Here is a 14,544-nt window from a genome sequence, read left to right on the forward strand (position 1 = left end):
TTGGGGCTTTTTTTGTGCCGGCCCGGTTGAAATAGCGCCACGCATTGTGCGTTATTGCGGCGGTTATTTACTGCTTATCCTCCCGAATGCATTACGCCTTATGGCCGCTGGCTTTGCTACTAGCCTGCACTGCCGCCCCCGCCGAAACATCAACCGAAACGCCGGTCGAAACTGCCTCCACCCCGGCCGAAACAGGGCCTCAACCAGCCGCTTACGCCTGGCTGCCTGCCAACGGCTACAACCCGCGCCAGACGGTGCAGGCCCGGTTTGCGCCACCCGCCGGCTACCAGCGTGTACCCGTCGCGGCCGGCTCATTCGGCCAGTGGCTGCGCTACCTGCCGTTGCTGCCCGTCGGCACGCCCGTAAAGCTGCATAACGGCCAGCTGAAAGACCGGCAGGATGTACACGCCGCCGTGCTCCATATTGATGTGGGCCCGCGGGATTTGCAGCAGTGCGCCGATGCCGTTATCCGGCTGCGGGCCGAGTACCAGTTCAGCCAGCAGCCAGAACAGGTGCATTTTCACCTGACCAGCGGCGACGATATCCGGTTTCAGGACTGGTACAGCGGCACGGGGTTCCGGGTGGTGGGCGACGCCGTGCAGCCCGCCCCGCGCCCGGCCGAAGCCCCTACCCACGCCAGTCTGCGCCGCTACCTTGACCAGATTTTTACTTACGCCGGCACTCTGTCGCTGAGCAAGGAGCTGCGGCCGGTACCCCTGGCCCAGGTGCAGCCCGGCGACGTGCTCATCCGGGGCGGCTCGCCGGGGCATGCGGTGCTGGTGCTGGACGTAGCCGTGCAGCCAACTACCGGCCGGCGGGTGGCCCTGCTGGCCCAGAGCTACATGCCCGCCCAGCAGATGCACGTGCTCAAAAATGTGTGGGATAATACCGGCCTCGGCGCCTGGTTTTTGCTTGACCCCGCCGCCTCGCAGGTCAGCACCCCGGAATGGACGTTCCGGACCAATGAGTTGAAACGATTTTAGTACGGGCCGTGAGTAGGCGCCTGAACTTCAAACTGCTACACTAACCATACCTGATGAAGAAGAAACTGGTAGCCCTGACCGGGGCCGGAATTTCGGCGGAGAGTGGCCTGGCCACGTTTCGGGCCTCGGATGGGCTCTGGGAAAATCACCGCATCGAGGAAGTTGCCACGCCCGAGGGCTGGGCCCGCAATCCGGCACTGGTGCTGGAGTTTTACAACCAGCGCCGCGCCGCCGCCCGCGCTGCCCAGCCCAATGCCGGCCACCGGGCATTGGCCGAGCTGGAGCAGGATTTTGAGGTGGTCATTGTAACCCAAAACGTAGACGACTTGCACGAGCGGGCCGGCTCTTCCCGCGTAATTCACCTGCACGGACAGCTGTTTGAAAGCCGCAGCTCCCGCCACGAGGAGCTGGTGTACCCCATGCACTCGGACCGGATTGAGCTGGGCGAGCTGTGCGAGAGAGGCCACCAGCTGCGCCCCAACATTGTGTGGTTTGGCGAGGCCGTGCCCCTACTGGAGCTGGCCGCCCATGAGGCCACCACCGCTGATGTATTTCTGGTAGTGGGCACCTCCCTGCAGGTGTACCCGGCCGCCGGGCTGGTTGATTACGTGCGGCGCGGCACGCCCATCTACATTATCGACCCCAGCCGCCCGCCCGTCAGCAGCCGGCCCAACCTACACTTCATCACCGAGCCCGCCACCGTAGGCGTACCGCAAGTGGCCGCCGAGCTGCGGGCCCAATAGCGTGAACTTTGCAGTGCTGGCTATTGGCCCTGCTTCACCCATTCTCCCACATGGCTTCAATCGTTGGACACTGCGCGTTAGGCGCGACGCTGGGCAAGCTGCTGCTACCGGAGCGGCGCTACTGGCCGTACTGGGTGCTGGCCGCCGCCTGTGCTTTCCTGCCCGATGCCGACGTTATCGGCTTCAAGTTTCACGTACCATACGCCAGCCTCTGGGGCCACCGGGGGTTGAGCCACTCCCTGCTGGCAGCGGCCGTAGTGGCTACTGCCGTAACTGGCTACTACCGCATCCGGCGTGGCCCCGCTACGCCGCCCCTGGCCCGGCTCTGGCTGCTGCTGTTTTTGGCCACGGCCTCGCACGGCGTGCTCGATGCCATGACCACGGGCGGAGAAGGTGTCGCGTTTTTCAGCCCGTTCGATACGGAGCGGTACTTTTTCGGGCTGCGGCCCATTGCCGTTTCGCCCATTGGCGTGAAGAAATTCGTGGGCGAATGGGCCGCCCGCGTGCTGCGCAGCGAGGTACAATGGGTGCTGCTGCCTTGTGCCCTGTTGCTGCTGGCTCAGTACAGTGCGCAACGCCTACTGCGGCCGACAGCCGCTCGTTAACCAGAAATTAATGCGGAGTCAAATCAGAATGGCCGGTTTTCCGTAGAAGAGGCTTCTACACTCCCCTTCTATGTCGTTTCGTTACTCGCGCATGCTGCTGGCTGGTCTGGGCCTGGCAGCCTCTACTCCGGTTTTTGCTCAGTCGGCCGCGCCGGCCCACACGGTTTTTTTGCTGGGCAATACGGCCACGGCGGAGCTGCCCACCGGACATTTACAGGCCCTGCGCCGCACACTGGAGCAGCAAACCGGCCCGTTTACCGTGGTTCACCTCGGTGATATTGTAGGCAACGAGGGCCTGGGCTCGGCCAAGGATTCCAGCCAGGCCGGCCAGACGGCCCGCGCCGATGCGCTGATTGCGTTGGTGCAGGGCCTGCCCAACGGCAAAATCTACTTTCTGCCCGGCGACAAGGACTGGGCTAACTCCGGCCCCGATGGTCTGAAGCGGGTGCGGCGGCTGGAAAAGTATATTGAAGACAAGCTGCCGGGCCAGAACGCCTTTCTGCCCACCGGCGGCTGCCCCGGCCCCGAAATAGTGGATGTGGCCCCGCTGGTGCGCTTGGTCGCCATCAACTCGCCTTGGTGGACGCACCCCTTCGACCGGCCCGAAGCCCCCGACACCGACTGCAAAACCATGACGGTGGAGGAGTTCCGCGAGCAGCTGCAGGATGTGCTGGATGAAACAAAGGGCCGCAACGTGCTGCTGGTGGGCCACCAGCCGGTCATCAGCAACGGCGTGTACGGCGGCCACATGCCCCTGAGCCGCCACCTGCTGCCGCCCGTGGCCGGCACCGTGTACGCCGCCTACCGCCAGAACGTGGGCTCCCCCCGCGACCTGGCCAACCCTGCTTACCAGCAGTTCCAGAAGGAAATGCTGAACACCCTGCGCGACCATCCCGGGGCCGTGTACGCCGCCGCCCACGACTTCAGCCTCCAGCTTACCGAGCAGCAGGGCAGCTACCACCTGATTTCGGGCTCTTTCGCGCAGAAACAACACGTGGGGGCCAACGCCAAGTCCCAGTTCAACGAAGCTGAAGAGGGTTTTTCCCGCCTCGACTACTACGCCGACGGCACCGTAAAAACGGCGTTTTATACGTTTGACAGCGGCAGCTCGGCCCGGGAGGCCTACGCGGCTACGCTGTTCCGCTCGGCCTGCGGGCCGAAGCAGGCCGGGGTGCCCGTCAACTCATTCATTCCAGAGTGCCCATCGGCCCCGAAAGGCGTGGCCCAGATGAAGCCCGATGCGCCTTTTGAAGCTACCCAAACACTGGCGGCCGGCAAGCAGTACGCCGGTACCGGCAGCTCCCGGTTCTGGCTGGGCAAGCTCTACCGTACTTCCTGGACGCAGCCGGTTCAGGTTCGTACCCTCAACCTCGACACCGAAAAAGGCGGCCTGCGCCCCTTCGGCCCCGGGGGAGGACGCCAGACGACTTCGCTCAAGCTCATTGCCGCCGACTCCTCAGAGTACGTGTTCCGCTCGGTGGATAAGGACGTTACCCGGATTCTGCCGCCGGAGCTGCGCCAGTCGTTTGCCGCCAATGTGCTGCGCGACATCACGCCCACGGCCCACCCCTACTCGGCGCTGGTAACGGGCTCGTTGCTGGATAAAACTGACATCCTGCACGCTCGGCCCCGGTTGTTTGTGCTGCCCGACAACAACCAGCTGGGCCCGTACCGGGAGCAGTTTGCCGGCCTGTTTGGCACCTTGGAAGACCGCCCGGTGGACCCCAAGCCCAACCTGCCCGGCTTCGGGGGGGCCGACGAGGTACGCCGCTCGTTCAGCTTCTTCCGTCAGCTCTACAAAGACAACGACAACCGCATCGACGCCGTGGCCCTGGGCCGGGCGCGGGCGTTTGATATGCTGGTGGCCGACTTCGGCAAGCACGAGGACAACTGGAAGTGGGCGGGCTTTAAGGACGGCAAGAAAACCGTGTACAAGCCCATTCCGCGCGACCGGGACCAGTCGTTCACGCTCTGGAACGGGGCTCTGACCTACCTGGCTAACCGGGAATGGGCCGTGCCCAGCATTGAAGGGTTTCAGGCCGAATTCGGCGACATGAAAAGCTTGAACTGGCCCGCCCGTCACCTGGATAGGTTTCTGCTGCAAAGTCTGAGCCGGGAGCAGTGGCAGGATATTGCCCGCTACATGCAGGAGCGCATCACACCCGCCGCCATCGACGAAGCCACCGGCACCCTGCCCGCTGAGTTGAAAACCCTCTCCACCGACGAGCTGAACCGCAAGCTGAAAGCCCGCATCAAGGAGCTGCACAAGGCCTTGGACGAGTACTACCTGCTGCTGGCCAAGCGCGTGGACGTGGTGGGTTCTAACAAGGCCGAGGTATTCCGGGTTGACCGCCAGGCCGACGGCCGGGTGCGGGTGCAGCTGTTCGACAAAGCCAAGGAGGGCGACGAGCCCAATGGCCCGGCCCTGTTCGACCGGATCTTTTCGCCCAAGGAAACCGAAGAGATAAGCCTCTACGGCCTCGATGGCAAGGATGTGTTTACGGTAACCGGTTCGGCCGGCAAAAGTGTGCTGGTGCGCATCATTGGGGGCGACGGCAAAGACCGGATTTCGGACGATTCGCGCGTGAGCGGTTTGCGCACCCTCACCAAGGTGTACGATGTACCCGATACCGACCTGAAGCTGGGTTCGGAGTCGGATAACCGCACCTCCACACGTCCCGACGTGAACCAGTACGACCGGGAGCAGTTCGAATTCAACACCTACAAGCCCCGCGCTACCGTCATCGTGAATGCCAACGACGGTATCGGGGTGGGCGCGGGCGTGGATTTCGTGCGCCAGGGTTTCCGCAAGCCGGGCTTCAAAAACCTGTACTCGTTTGACGTGCGGGGCTCCAGCGGCGGCAATTTTCAGGTGTCATTGGCTACGCGGCACCGCTACGCCTTTGGCAAGTGGGACGTGGGTGCCCGCACCGAGTATGGCAACTTCTTCCCGTTCTACAACTTCTTTGGGCTGGGCAACAACACTACCAAAGACCAGGGCCTCTACGACAACAAATACTATAAAGCCCGCTACAAAGGATTCACGCTGGATGCCTTCACCGAGCGAGTATTCTGGCAGCGCAGTCTATTCCGCATTGGGCCCAGCTATGAGCAATACACCTCCAGCTATGCCGCCGACAGCTACTTAGGCAAGTTGGAAAATGGGGGTATTCCGGTACCCGATGACCGTAAGCCCAACACCGACTTTCAACGCCTCATCGGCCTGAATGCGTTGCTGGATGTGGACCTAAGGGACCGGCAGAGCTTTGCCCGACGCGGCGTGCGTCTGCGAGCCCAGCATGATACCTACCATCAGCTCAATGGCAACAAGGGTAACTTCGGCCTTACCCAGGGCTTTGCCGAGTACTACGGCACGGCCCGTCTGGGCATTCCGGTAACGCTGGTGGTGAAGGGCGGCGGGGCTAAAAACTACGGCAACGACGACGACATTCCGTTCTACAAATTCGCCAACCTGGGCCTGCGCGAGGGGCTGCGGGGCTACTACCGCACCCGCTTTACCGGCGACGCCAGCCTCTACCTGAACACCGAGCTCCGCCTGGCCCTGGGCCGCGTGCAGACCTCCTTCCTACCCTTTTCCTATGGCATCTTCGGCCTCTACGACCGGGGCCGGGTGTACTACAAAGGTTCCTCGCCCGGGGGCTGGCACCAGGGCTACGGAGCCGGCTTTTACATTGCCCCCGTATCCGACCAGCTGGCCCTATCGGTGTCTTACCAGAAATCGGTGGAAAATGGCCTGATTCAGTTCGGGCTGGGTTTCCGGTTGGATAACTAGTCGGCACGCCGACTACTTTGTAGCCGCCGCGAAATCTTATATTTGCCGCAGACTTCTTTCGCTCCAACCCTTTCTGCATGGAATATCCGCTCCTGAAACTGGCCGCCATTGACATTGGATCCAACGCTGTACGGTGCCAGATTTCGGCGGTTTTGCACTACGGTGACCGGTACCGACTCAAGCGCGTGGAGTACGTGCGCTACCCTTTGCGCTTGGGCGAGGACGTGTTTGCCAGCGGCCGGATTTCGGAGAAGAAGCAGCAGAAGTTCATCAAGTTTCTGCACGCGCTGCGCCTGCTCATGGAGGTGCACGACGTAGCTCCCGACCACTACCTGGTGTGCGCCACCTCCGCCATGCGCACCGCCGAAAATGGTCGGGAAGTGGCCGCCCGCATTCAGCAGGAGCTCGGCATGACGGTGCAGGTAATTGACGGACAAGCCGAGGCCGCCTACATCAACCGCGTCATTGAAAACCTGCTGGAAGACAAGAAGCACTATCTGCACATTGACGTGGGTGGGGGCAGCACCGAGTTCAACATCTACCATAACCGCCGCAAGGTGGCGTCGCAGTCGTTTGAGGTGGGCAGCATCCGGCGCATGCAGCAGGAAGAAGCCGGCCTGAGTACCGAGGCCATGCGCGAAACCTGGCAGCGCATGGAGGAATGGGTGACGGAAAATGCCCGCCGCTACCACGTGTCCCGCGCCATTGGCACCGGCGGCAACATCAATAAGCTCTACAGCATGTCCCAGCCTCAGCTGGATAAGCCCGTTACGCGCAAGCGCATTGCCACCGTCCTCGACCACCTCACCAGCATGACGATGGACGAGCGGGTAAACGTGGCCCTGCTCAACCCCGACCGGGCCGACGTCATCGTACCCGCCGGCCACATCTACCTCTCCGCCATGGAGTGGGCCGATGTGCACCAGATGATTGTTCCGGACATTGGTTTGAAAGACGGGATGCTGCAGGCCTTGTTTGAGGACCATTTCGAGGAAATCCGGGCTTCAACTGACCACCAGCCCGGACATCCCAAGCCCACTGTGCAGCCCCGCCCCACGGAGGTAGAGTAGGCATCTGCCCTTTCCTGAAAAGTCAGAAAAACCATACTCCAACTAGCTATTAAATAGTTAGTTGGAGTATGGTTTTTCTATTTACATAACTCTAATACGCTATGCTCTCCGTTTGACAAGTTCTGGCTGGATATGGTACGTTCGTATCACATTTAATTCAGCTGTTATGAAACGCCATCCGTTATCCTTATTTGCGTTACCGCTCTTATCCGCATTGGTGTCCTGCGCCGCCTATCGACCCATTACCCCGCATCTGCCCACCGTGCATGCCAAGCAAGAGGCCGAAGTAACCGCCGGCGTCGATGGCAACCATTTTGCCAATGCTCAAGCAGCTTACTCTCCTGTTAACCACCTGCTCCTGACAACTACGGTTGGCGGCAGCCTGCAGCGCCCTGGCAAACCCAGCACGCAAGATCAATCTACCCAGCGCCACGCCCGTGTGGGTCTGGGCGTTTACCTGCCCCTCGATTCGACCTCCTGGCTCACCGTTACCGGCGGCGGCGGCACGGCCCACAGCTTCGTAAGTGCCCTCAGCTCCCCTTATCTTAACCAATTCACCACTGTGGACAGCCGGCAGTTGTATGGGTTGATAGGGCTGCAGAAACAGCTTACCAGCCGCTACGTTTTGTGCTCTATCGGGCTGGCCTACGAAGCCACGCTGCTGAATTATCGGCGCTACTCCGTCCTGACTACCCGCCAAACCGAAACCGGAGAAGAATACCAGCGTGATGACCTCCGGTATCCGGTTCCCAATCTGCTGCGACACGCCGTGTGGGGGCAGCTGGAACTGGGCTCCAGGAACTTCCCCGCGCTGCAGTTTCGCCTGAACGGGGGGTATTCTACAGCATCCGGGCCCTCCACTGCCGCCACCTCGGCACTACGCAGTGTTATTCGGGAGGAGAAAAACAACGAGTTTCTGGCACAGGCCAGCGTTGTATTTTACCCGCATCTGCTGAAAAAGAAACGATAAACGCATTGTAGATCAATAACCCGGCTCCGGTAAGCCTCCTATTCAATGCTTACCGGGGCCGGATTCCTTCAGAATAATTTACGCTAAATCCGCTTCAGTTTCGGGATTTTCCTGCGCTACGGTAGCGGCCAGGCTTTCCTGCCCGTTTTCGGGCACCGATACTTCCGCGGTTGAAACCACCGGCACCACCGCCTCGGCGGTATCTCCGGGCGCATCCTTGCGGATGGCGGCGCAGGACAGCCATTCCTCGTACAGCGCATTCTCCCCTACCATGCTGAAGTTCTTGTTGTAGAACTCCTTATGCACGTTGAACACTGGCTCTTCGGGGGCGGGCTGACGCTGAATGTATGCGCCATCTTCGCGCATCACGTAGGTATTCTGGTTGTCTTTCAGGTTGAAGTACAACACGTTGATGGCCTCGCGTTTGAGCTGCGGATTCACAATCAGGAACAGCGCCTCAATACGCCGGTCGAAGCTGCGCACCATCAGGTCGGCGGAGCCGGCGTACACTTTGGGGTGGCCGGCCTGGTGGAAATAGAACAGGCGGGAGTGCTCCAGGTAGTCGCCCACGATGCTGCGCACCTCGATATTCTCGCTCAGCCCGGCCCGGCCCGGCCGCAGACAGCAGATGCCCCGCACAATGAAGCGAATAGGCACGCCGGCCTTGCTGGCCTTGTAGAACTCATCAATCATCTCCTTGTCTTCCAAGGAGTTCATCTTCATCACAATGCCGCTGGGCAGGCCCTTTTTGGCGTTACGGCTTTCCTCCCGGATCAGGGAAATCAGCTGCTGACGCATATCCTTGGGGGCCGTAATCAGGTACTCGTAATCGTCGGGCTGGGAGTGGCCGGTGATGACGTTGAAGAATTCTGACACGTCGTGACCATACACGTCGTTAGTCGTGAGTAGGCTGATGTCGGTGTAGATGCGGGAGGTTTGCTCGTTGTAGTTGCCGGAGCCGATGTGCACGTAGCGCGTCACCTTCTCGCCTTCCTTGCGGATAATCATCATCATCTTGGTGTGCGTCTTGTACTTGCTCACCCCGTAAATGACGAAACAGCCCGCTTTTTCCAGCTTGGCCCCTTCCCGGATATTGCGCTCCTCATCAAAGCGGGCCTTCACCTCAAACAGCACCGATACGTGCTTACCGTTTTCGGCCGCTTTCAGCAGTGCGGCCGTCACGCGCGAGTCGTCGGCCAGACGGTAGATGGTCTGCTTGATGCCCAGTACGTGCGGGTCCTCGGCGGCCTGCTCCAGCAGCTGCACCACCGGGTCGATGTTATTATAGGGGTGGTGCAGCAGCACATCATGGTGCTTGAGGTACTCGAAGAGGTTATCCTCGGCCCCGTCGGGCAAGCTCAGCGGCGTAACAGCCGCCGGCTGCTTGAAGCCCTTGCCCCGGAAATTAGGATGCTTCAGAATCTGCAGCAGTCCTTTCAGGTCAATGAGGGAGTTGATGACGAACACATTCCCGTTGTCAATCTTCCACCGCTCCTTCAGCACGTTCATCAGCAGCTGCGAGGCATTGGGCTCCACTTCCAGACGCACCACGCGGCCCTTTTTCCGGGTTTTCAGCCCCAGCTGAATTTCTTTGATGAAGTCCACGTCAATGTCGTCCGATTCCTCCAGCGTGAAGTCGCCGTTGCGGGTGATGCGGAACATATCGGCCGACACGATTTCGACGTTGCGGAACAGCTTGGGCATGTTCTCGCGCACGATTTCCTCAATGGGCACGTAGATGACTTTGTCCTTGCGCGTGAGCTCAAAGAAGCGCGACAGGTTTTGTGGAATCTGCACGAAGGTGAGGCGCTCCTGGCCCCGCTCCGCCTCGGCATCCAGCCCGCCCCCAGCCCGCGTCACCACCCCGAAGATGAGCATCTGGTTCATCATCAGTGGGAAGCCATGGTAGCTGTCGTACACCATGGGCGTGAGCAGCGGGAAGATGGTGTTTTTGAAGTACCCATCTGCCTTTTTCAGCTCCAGCTCCGTGAGCTCCTCCATCTTCAGCACGTTGAAGCCGTTCTTCTCAAACAGCGGCTTCAGGTCGTTGAGGTAGGTCAGCGACTGGTCGTTGACAAACCGGTGGGCAAAGTCCAGCAGTTTGCGCCGGAAGGGCATTTCGCGCAGCCCCGAGTAGTCGATGCGCTCCTTGCCGTAGTCAAGATAGTTGTACAGGGAGCCCACCCGAATCATGAAGAACTCATCGAGGTTGCTGCTGGTAATGGCAATAAACCGCAGCCGGTCGAACAGGGAGCGGCTGGCGTCGCGGGCCTGGTCCAACACCCGGTAGTTAAAGCGCAGCCAGCTCAGGTCACGGCTGATGTATTTGCTTTTGCGGATGAGGTCGGCGGATTTGAACAGTTTCATGCGGTAAGAGGAAAGGCCGGACAAAATACGAGCAAACGCCCGCAGTAGTATAGTCAGTCCGGAATAATAGCAGTGGCTTCTATTTCCACTAGTAGTTGCGGAGCAATCAGGGCACTCACAGCCAGCATGGTAGCGGCCGGACGAATCGTTCCGAACACTTCGCCGTGCGCTCTACCTACGGCTTCCCAGTCGGCTATGTTTTTGAGGTAGATGCGGGTGCGTACCACATGCTCCGGCGCAGCACCGGCCTCAGCCAGGGCGGCCATAATCTTCTGCAGAATTCGCACTGCCTGGGTGTACGCATCAATGCCGGTAACGGTGCTGCCATCCTGGGCAGTAGTACCGGCCACTTCCACCACATTCCCGACCCGTACGGCACGGGAATACCCAACAGTTACTTCCCAAGGAGCTCCGGAAGATATATTCTGACGCATATACACTTGCTGAGGTAACACAAAAAAGGCCCGCTTTGCAGCGGGCCTTTCTAAGCTATACCGGTTACACGTCCAGTTTGGCGTACTTGGCGTTTTTCTCGATGAAGTCGCGGCGGGGAGCTACCTCGTCGCCCATGAGCATGGAGAACAGGTGGTCGGCTTCGGCGGCGGAGTCCACGGTTACCTGCTTGAGGGAACGGGTGGCGGGCTGCATGGTAGTGCTCCAGAGCTGCTCGGCGTTCATCTCGCCCAGCCCTTTGTAGCGCTGCACGTTCACCGTTTCGGGCTTGCCCCGGCCGAGGTCTTCCTGGGCCTGCATGCGTTCCTCCTCGGTCCAGCAGTAACGTTCCTCCTTACCGCGTTTCACGAGGTACAGCGGCGGCAGGGCAATGTAGATATAACCCTTATCCACCAGCTCGCGCATGTAGCGGAAGAAGAACGTCAGGATCAGCGTGCGGATGTGCGAGCCGTCGATGTCGGCGTCGGTCATGATGATGACCTTGTGGTAGCGCAACTTGGCCGTATTCAGGGCCTTGGCATCAGCTTCAATGCCATTCTCCGGGTCGGCGGGCATCCCAAAGGTGACGCCCAGGGCCGTAATCATGTTCCGGATTTCTTCGTTTTCCAGAATGCGGTGCTCCTGTGCCTTCTCCACGTTCAGGATTTTACCCCGCAACGGCAGAATGGCCTGGAAGGCGCGGTTGCGGCCCTGCTTGGCAGTACCACCGGCCGAGTCACCTTCCACAAGGTAGATTTCGCAGATTTCGGGGTCCGATTCGGAGCAGTCGGCCAGCTTGCCGGGCAGGGAGTTGGAGCCCAGCACGGTTTTGCGCTGCACCATCTCGCGGGCCTTCTTGGCTGCAATACGGGCTTTGGCGGCCAGAATCACCTTGTCGATGATAACGCGGGCCTCCTTGGGGTTTTCCTCCAGATACTGGTTCAGGATTTCGCCCACCACGGTGTTCACCGCGCCGTTTACCTCAGAGTTGCCCAGCTTGCCCTTGGTCTGACCTTCAAACTTAGGCTCAGCTACTTTCACCGAAATAACGGCCGTGAGGCCTTCGCGGAAGTCGTCACCCTGGATTTCCACCTTGGCTTTGGCTACCTCGCCCGATTTCTCGGCGTAGGCCTTCAGTACGCGGGTAATAGCCGCCCGGAAGCCCGATACGTGGGTACCGCCCTCGTGGGTGTTGATGTTGTTAACGTAGGAGTAGATGTGCTCCTGGAACGAGTCGTTGTACTGGAAGGCCACTTCCACCGGAATGCCGCGCTCCGTAGCCACGTACACCGGCTTGTGCATGAGCACGGTGCGGCTGTTGTCGAGGTACTGCACGTACTCGGCCACGCCGCCTTCCGAGAAGAACTCGTTCTGCTGGGGCTCACCCCCGTCTTCCGGCGTGCGCAGGTCGGTGAGGATGATACGGATGCCGCGGTTAAGGTAGGACAGCTCCCGCAGACGCGTGGCAATCCGCTCGTAGGAGTAGGTAGTGGTTTCGTCGAAGATGGTCGCATCGGGCTGGAACCACACCAGCGTGCCCCGCTCGGTGGTGTCGCCAATCTGGCGCACGTCGTACTGGGGTACGCCAATGGTGTACTCCTGCTCGTAGATGTGGCCGTCGCGCTTTACCGTAACGTGGGTGTGGGTGCTAAGTGCGTTTACGCAGCTCACGCCCACGCCGTGCAGACCGCCGGAGGTTTTGTAGCTGTTCTTATCGAATTTGCCGCCGGCGTGCAGCACCGTGAGGGCAATTTCCAGAGCCGATTTGCCGAACTTCTGATTGATGCCCACGGGGATGCCGCGGCCGTTATCCTGCACCGAAATGGCGTTGCCGGGGTGGATGGTTACTTCGATCCGGTCACACTGGCCGGCCAGGGCTTCATCAATGGAGTTATCGACTACCTCCCACACCAAGTGGTGCAATCCTTTCACGCCGGTATCACCGATGTACATGGAGGGTCGCTTGCGCACGGCTTCGAGCCCTTCGAGCACCTGAATGCTATCCGCGGAGTAGTCCGAGGTTCCGATTATCTCTTGTGTTTCACTCATGTGACGCAGTTAATTCAACCTGATTTAGGCGTCTACAAAGATACCTAAAAAATCCGGTTTTTGCCAGCCACAAGGCCGATTTACCCCTGCCCGATGCCCACAAAAATGCCGCTGCTCCCGGGTAGGAACAACGGCATTTTTCTGAGGATCTGCTCTAGGTTACAGCACCTGGGCCCGCAGGTGGCTCACGCCGGCCTCCGACTCCAGCTTTACCTGATACAGGCCGGCTTTTTCGCGGCTGAGGTCCACGGTGATTTCAGTAGTGCGGGTGGCATCGAGCGTACGGTGCAGCACCTGCCGGCCCAGCGCATCGGCTACGGTAAGGGTGGCATTGCCCGAGTGGGCGGCTCCGGCCCACTGCACCCGGAATTGCCCATCGGTGCTGGGGTTCGGCGAGAGGCTGGCGCCGAGTACCAGCGTAGCCGCCCGGGTGGGCAATACTGTGCTGGTGAGTTTATTGACGCCCAGGCCCACAATTTCACCGGCGCCATTTACGCCCACCGCGCCACTCCACACGGCCGTAGGGCCGGCGGCATCCACCAGCAGGTGGTTAAGGTTGGCCTCAATGCTGGTCCACGTCTGGCCATTGTCGCGGCTGAAGGAAGAGCCGGCATCTCCGTTGCCGAACTCAGCGCCCACGGAGATATAATTGCCCGTACCCGGTACATTATCAATGGATACCCCGTGCAGGGGACCGGTATACGTGAGCGTACTCCAGGTAGCCCCGCCGTTGGTGGTCCGGAAAAGCATGTGATTGGTCGCATTGGCGTCGCTGATGAGGGCCAGGCCGTTCTGCTCGTCGCGAAAGGCAATATTTTCGATGGGGTCAGCCGCCACCCCCCGGCTTACTGCCCAGGTTACACCTTTATCAGCGGAGCGAAAGATGTCGCCCTGATCATTGGCAAACCAGATGGAGTTACCAACCGCCGCAGGCGGAAACAGGCTGCCATACTCGCCGGCGGTACCAACGGGCACGTTGGCGGCACGCGTCCAGGTAGTGCCGCCGTTGGCAGTATAATAGATTTCCATAGAGCCACCGGCCACCTCTGGGTCTCCCATTACCACGCCATCATTGGCATTGAAGAAATAAATGGCATTGGGCCAGCTGTCGGGCTGGCTGAACATGGTGGCCGTGCTTTGCTGCACCCAGGTAGCGCCGCCATCGGTGGTTTTGAGGACCCGCCCGCCTACGGCATCCAGCGTGGCCACCCAGGCCGTGGTGGCACTGACTGCCGATATAGACTGGATGGTCTGCGTAGCCGGATTTACGCCGGGCACAGTAATGACTGTCCAGTTCTGGCCGCCGTTGAAGGTGCGTGCCACTTGATTGGCTCCTTCCCCGCTGAACAGACCGTTGGAAGCTGCCCACGCCGTATTGGCATCAACGGCATCGACGAACAACGGCACGTTGGAGGCCTCCGCGAAGGTGAAAGGCTGGTGGGCCCATTGGGCCTGGCTGGTGGTAGTCATCAGCAAACCACCCATCACAAGTAGTACTGTTTTTTTCATAACCGAAAGGTTGGGAAAGGAAC

The 14,544-nt window shown here is 60.2% G+C and carries 10 protein-coding genes; 6 read left to right on the forward strand and 4 right to left on the reverse strand.

Features of this window, described 5'->3' with window-relative positions:
• Positions 1–86: 86 nt before the first annotated feature.
• The 6 genes from EI291_RS06765 (at position 87) to EI291_RS06790 (ending at position 8,164) form a co-directional block, all read left to right on the forward strand.
• Positions 87–983 carry a DUF4846 domain-containing protein gene (locus tag EI291_RS06765; protein ID WP_125419041.1) on the forward strand — a complete coding sequence of 299 codons (897 nt, stop codon included), beginning with the start codon at positions 87–89 and terminating at the stop codon, positions 981–983.
• Between the two features lie 53 nt (positions 984–1,036).
• Positions 1,037–1,726 carry an SIR2 family NAD-dependent protein deacylase gene (locus tag EI291_RS06770; protein WP_125419042.1) on the forward strand — a complete coding sequence of 230 codons (690 nt, stop codon included), beginning with the start codon at positions 1,037–1,039 and terminating at the stop codon, positions 1,724–1,726.
• Between the two features lie 50 nt (positions 1,727–1,776).
• The gene (locus tag EI291_RS06775) at positions 1,777–2,331 is read left to right on the forward strand and encodes a metal-dependent hydrolase (RefSeq protein WP_125419043.1); all 555 of its coding nucleotides are present in this window, start codon (positions 1,777–1,779) and stop codon (positions 2,329–2,331) included.
• 70 nt (positions 2,332–2,401) lie between these two features.
• Positions 2,402–6,124, forward strand: coding sequence for a BamA/TamA family outer membrane protein (locus EI291_RS06780; RefSeq protein ID WP_125419044.1), 3,723 nt, complete (start codon positions 2,402–2,404; stop codon positions 6,122–6,124).
• A gap of 77 nt (positions 6,125–6,201) precedes the next feature.
• The gene (locus tag EI291_RS06785; RefSeq protein ID WP_205701567.1) at positions 6,202–7,194 is read left to right on the forward strand and encodes a Ppx/GppA phosphatase family protein; all 993 of its coding nucleotides are present in this window, start codon (positions 6,202–6,204) and stop codon (positions 7,192–7,194) included.
• Positions 7,195–7,411: 217 nt separating this feature from the next.
• Positions 7,412–8,164 (forward strand): hypothetical protein, encoded by a 753-nt coding sequence (locus EI291_RS06790; protein ID WP_148103393.1) that lies wholly within the window; start codon positions 7,412–7,414, stop codon positions 8,162–8,164.
• A 78-nt stretch (positions 8,165–8,242) separates the two neighbouring features.
• Here the strand turns inward: EI291_RS06790 and ppk1 are convergent, their stop codons facing one another.
• The 4 genes from ppk1 to EI291_RS06810 form a co-directional block, all read right to left on the reverse strand.
• Positions 8,243–10,531, reverse strand: a complete 2,289-nt coding sequence (gene ppk1 / locus EI291_RS06795; protein ID WP_125419046.1) for a polyphosphate kinase 1 — start codon at positions 10,529–10,531, stop codon at positions 8,243–8,245.
• A gap of 53 nt (positions 10,532–10,584) precedes the next feature.
• Positions 10,585–10,965 carry a RidA family protein gene (locus EI291_RS06800; RefSeq protein ID WP_125419047.1) on the reverse strand — a complete coding sequence of 127 codons (381 nt, stop codon included), beginning with the start codon at positions 10,963–10,965 and terminating at the stop codon, positions 10,585–10,587.
• A 64-nt stretch (positions 10,966–11,029) separates the two neighbouring features.
• A complete protein-coding gene (gene gyrB / locus EI291_RS06805) occupies positions 11,030–13,012 on the reverse strand; it encodes a DNA topoisomerase (ATP-hydrolyzing) subunit B (RefSeq protein WP_125419048.1) in 1,983 nt (660 codons plus the stop codon).
• 159 nt (positions 13,013–13,171) lie between these two features.
• Complete coding sequence (locus EI291_RS06810; protein WP_125419049.1) at positions 13,172–14,521, reverse strand: T9SS type A sorting domain-containing protein; 1,350 nt, start codon at positions 14,519–14,521, stop codon at positions 13,172–13,174.
• Positions 14,522–14,544 lie beyond the last annotated feature (23 nt).

The sequence above is a fragment of the Hymenobacter rigui genome, assembly GCF_003944715.1.
Classification (GTDB): domain Bacteria; phylum Bacteroidota; class Bacteroidia; order Cytophagales; family Hymenobacteraceae; genus Hymenobacter; species Hymenobacter rigui.

Coding starts and splice junctions, on each gene's coding strand:
- EI291_RS06765 (WP_125419041.1), top strand. CDS start 87: ATGCATTACGCCTTATGGCCGCTGGCTTTGCTACTAGCCTGCACTGCC.
- EI291_RS06770 (WP_125419042.1), top strand. CDS start 1,037: ATGAAGAAGAAACTGGTAGCCCTGACCGGGGCCGGAATTTCGGCGGAG.
- EI291_RS06775 (WP_125419043.1), top strand. CDS start 1,777: ATGGCTTCAATCGTTGGACACTGCGCGTTAGGCGCGACGCTGGGCAAG.
- EI291_RS06780 (WP_125419044.1), top strand. CDS start 2,402: ATGTCGTTTCGTTACTCGCGCATGCTGCTGGCTGGTCTGGGCCTGGCA.
- EI291_RS06785 (WP_205701567.1), top strand. CDS start 6,202: ATGGAATATCCGCTCCTGAAACTGGCCGCCATTGACATTGGATCCAAC.
- ppk1 (WP_125419046.1), bottom strand. CDS start 10,531: ATGAAACTGTTCAAATCCGCCGACCTCATCCGCAAAAGCAAATACATC.
- EI291_RS06800 (WP_125419047.1), bottom strand. CDS start 10,965: ATGCGTCAGAATATATCTTCCGGAGCTCCTTGGGAAGTAACTGTTGGG.
- gyrB (WP_125419048.1), bottom strand. CDS start 13,012: ATGAGTGAAACACAAGAGATAATCGGAACCTCGGACTACTCCGCGGAT.
- EI291_RS06810 (WP_125419049.1), bottom strand. CDS start 14,521: ATGAAAAAAACAGTACTACTTGTGATGGGTGGTTTGCTGATGACTACC.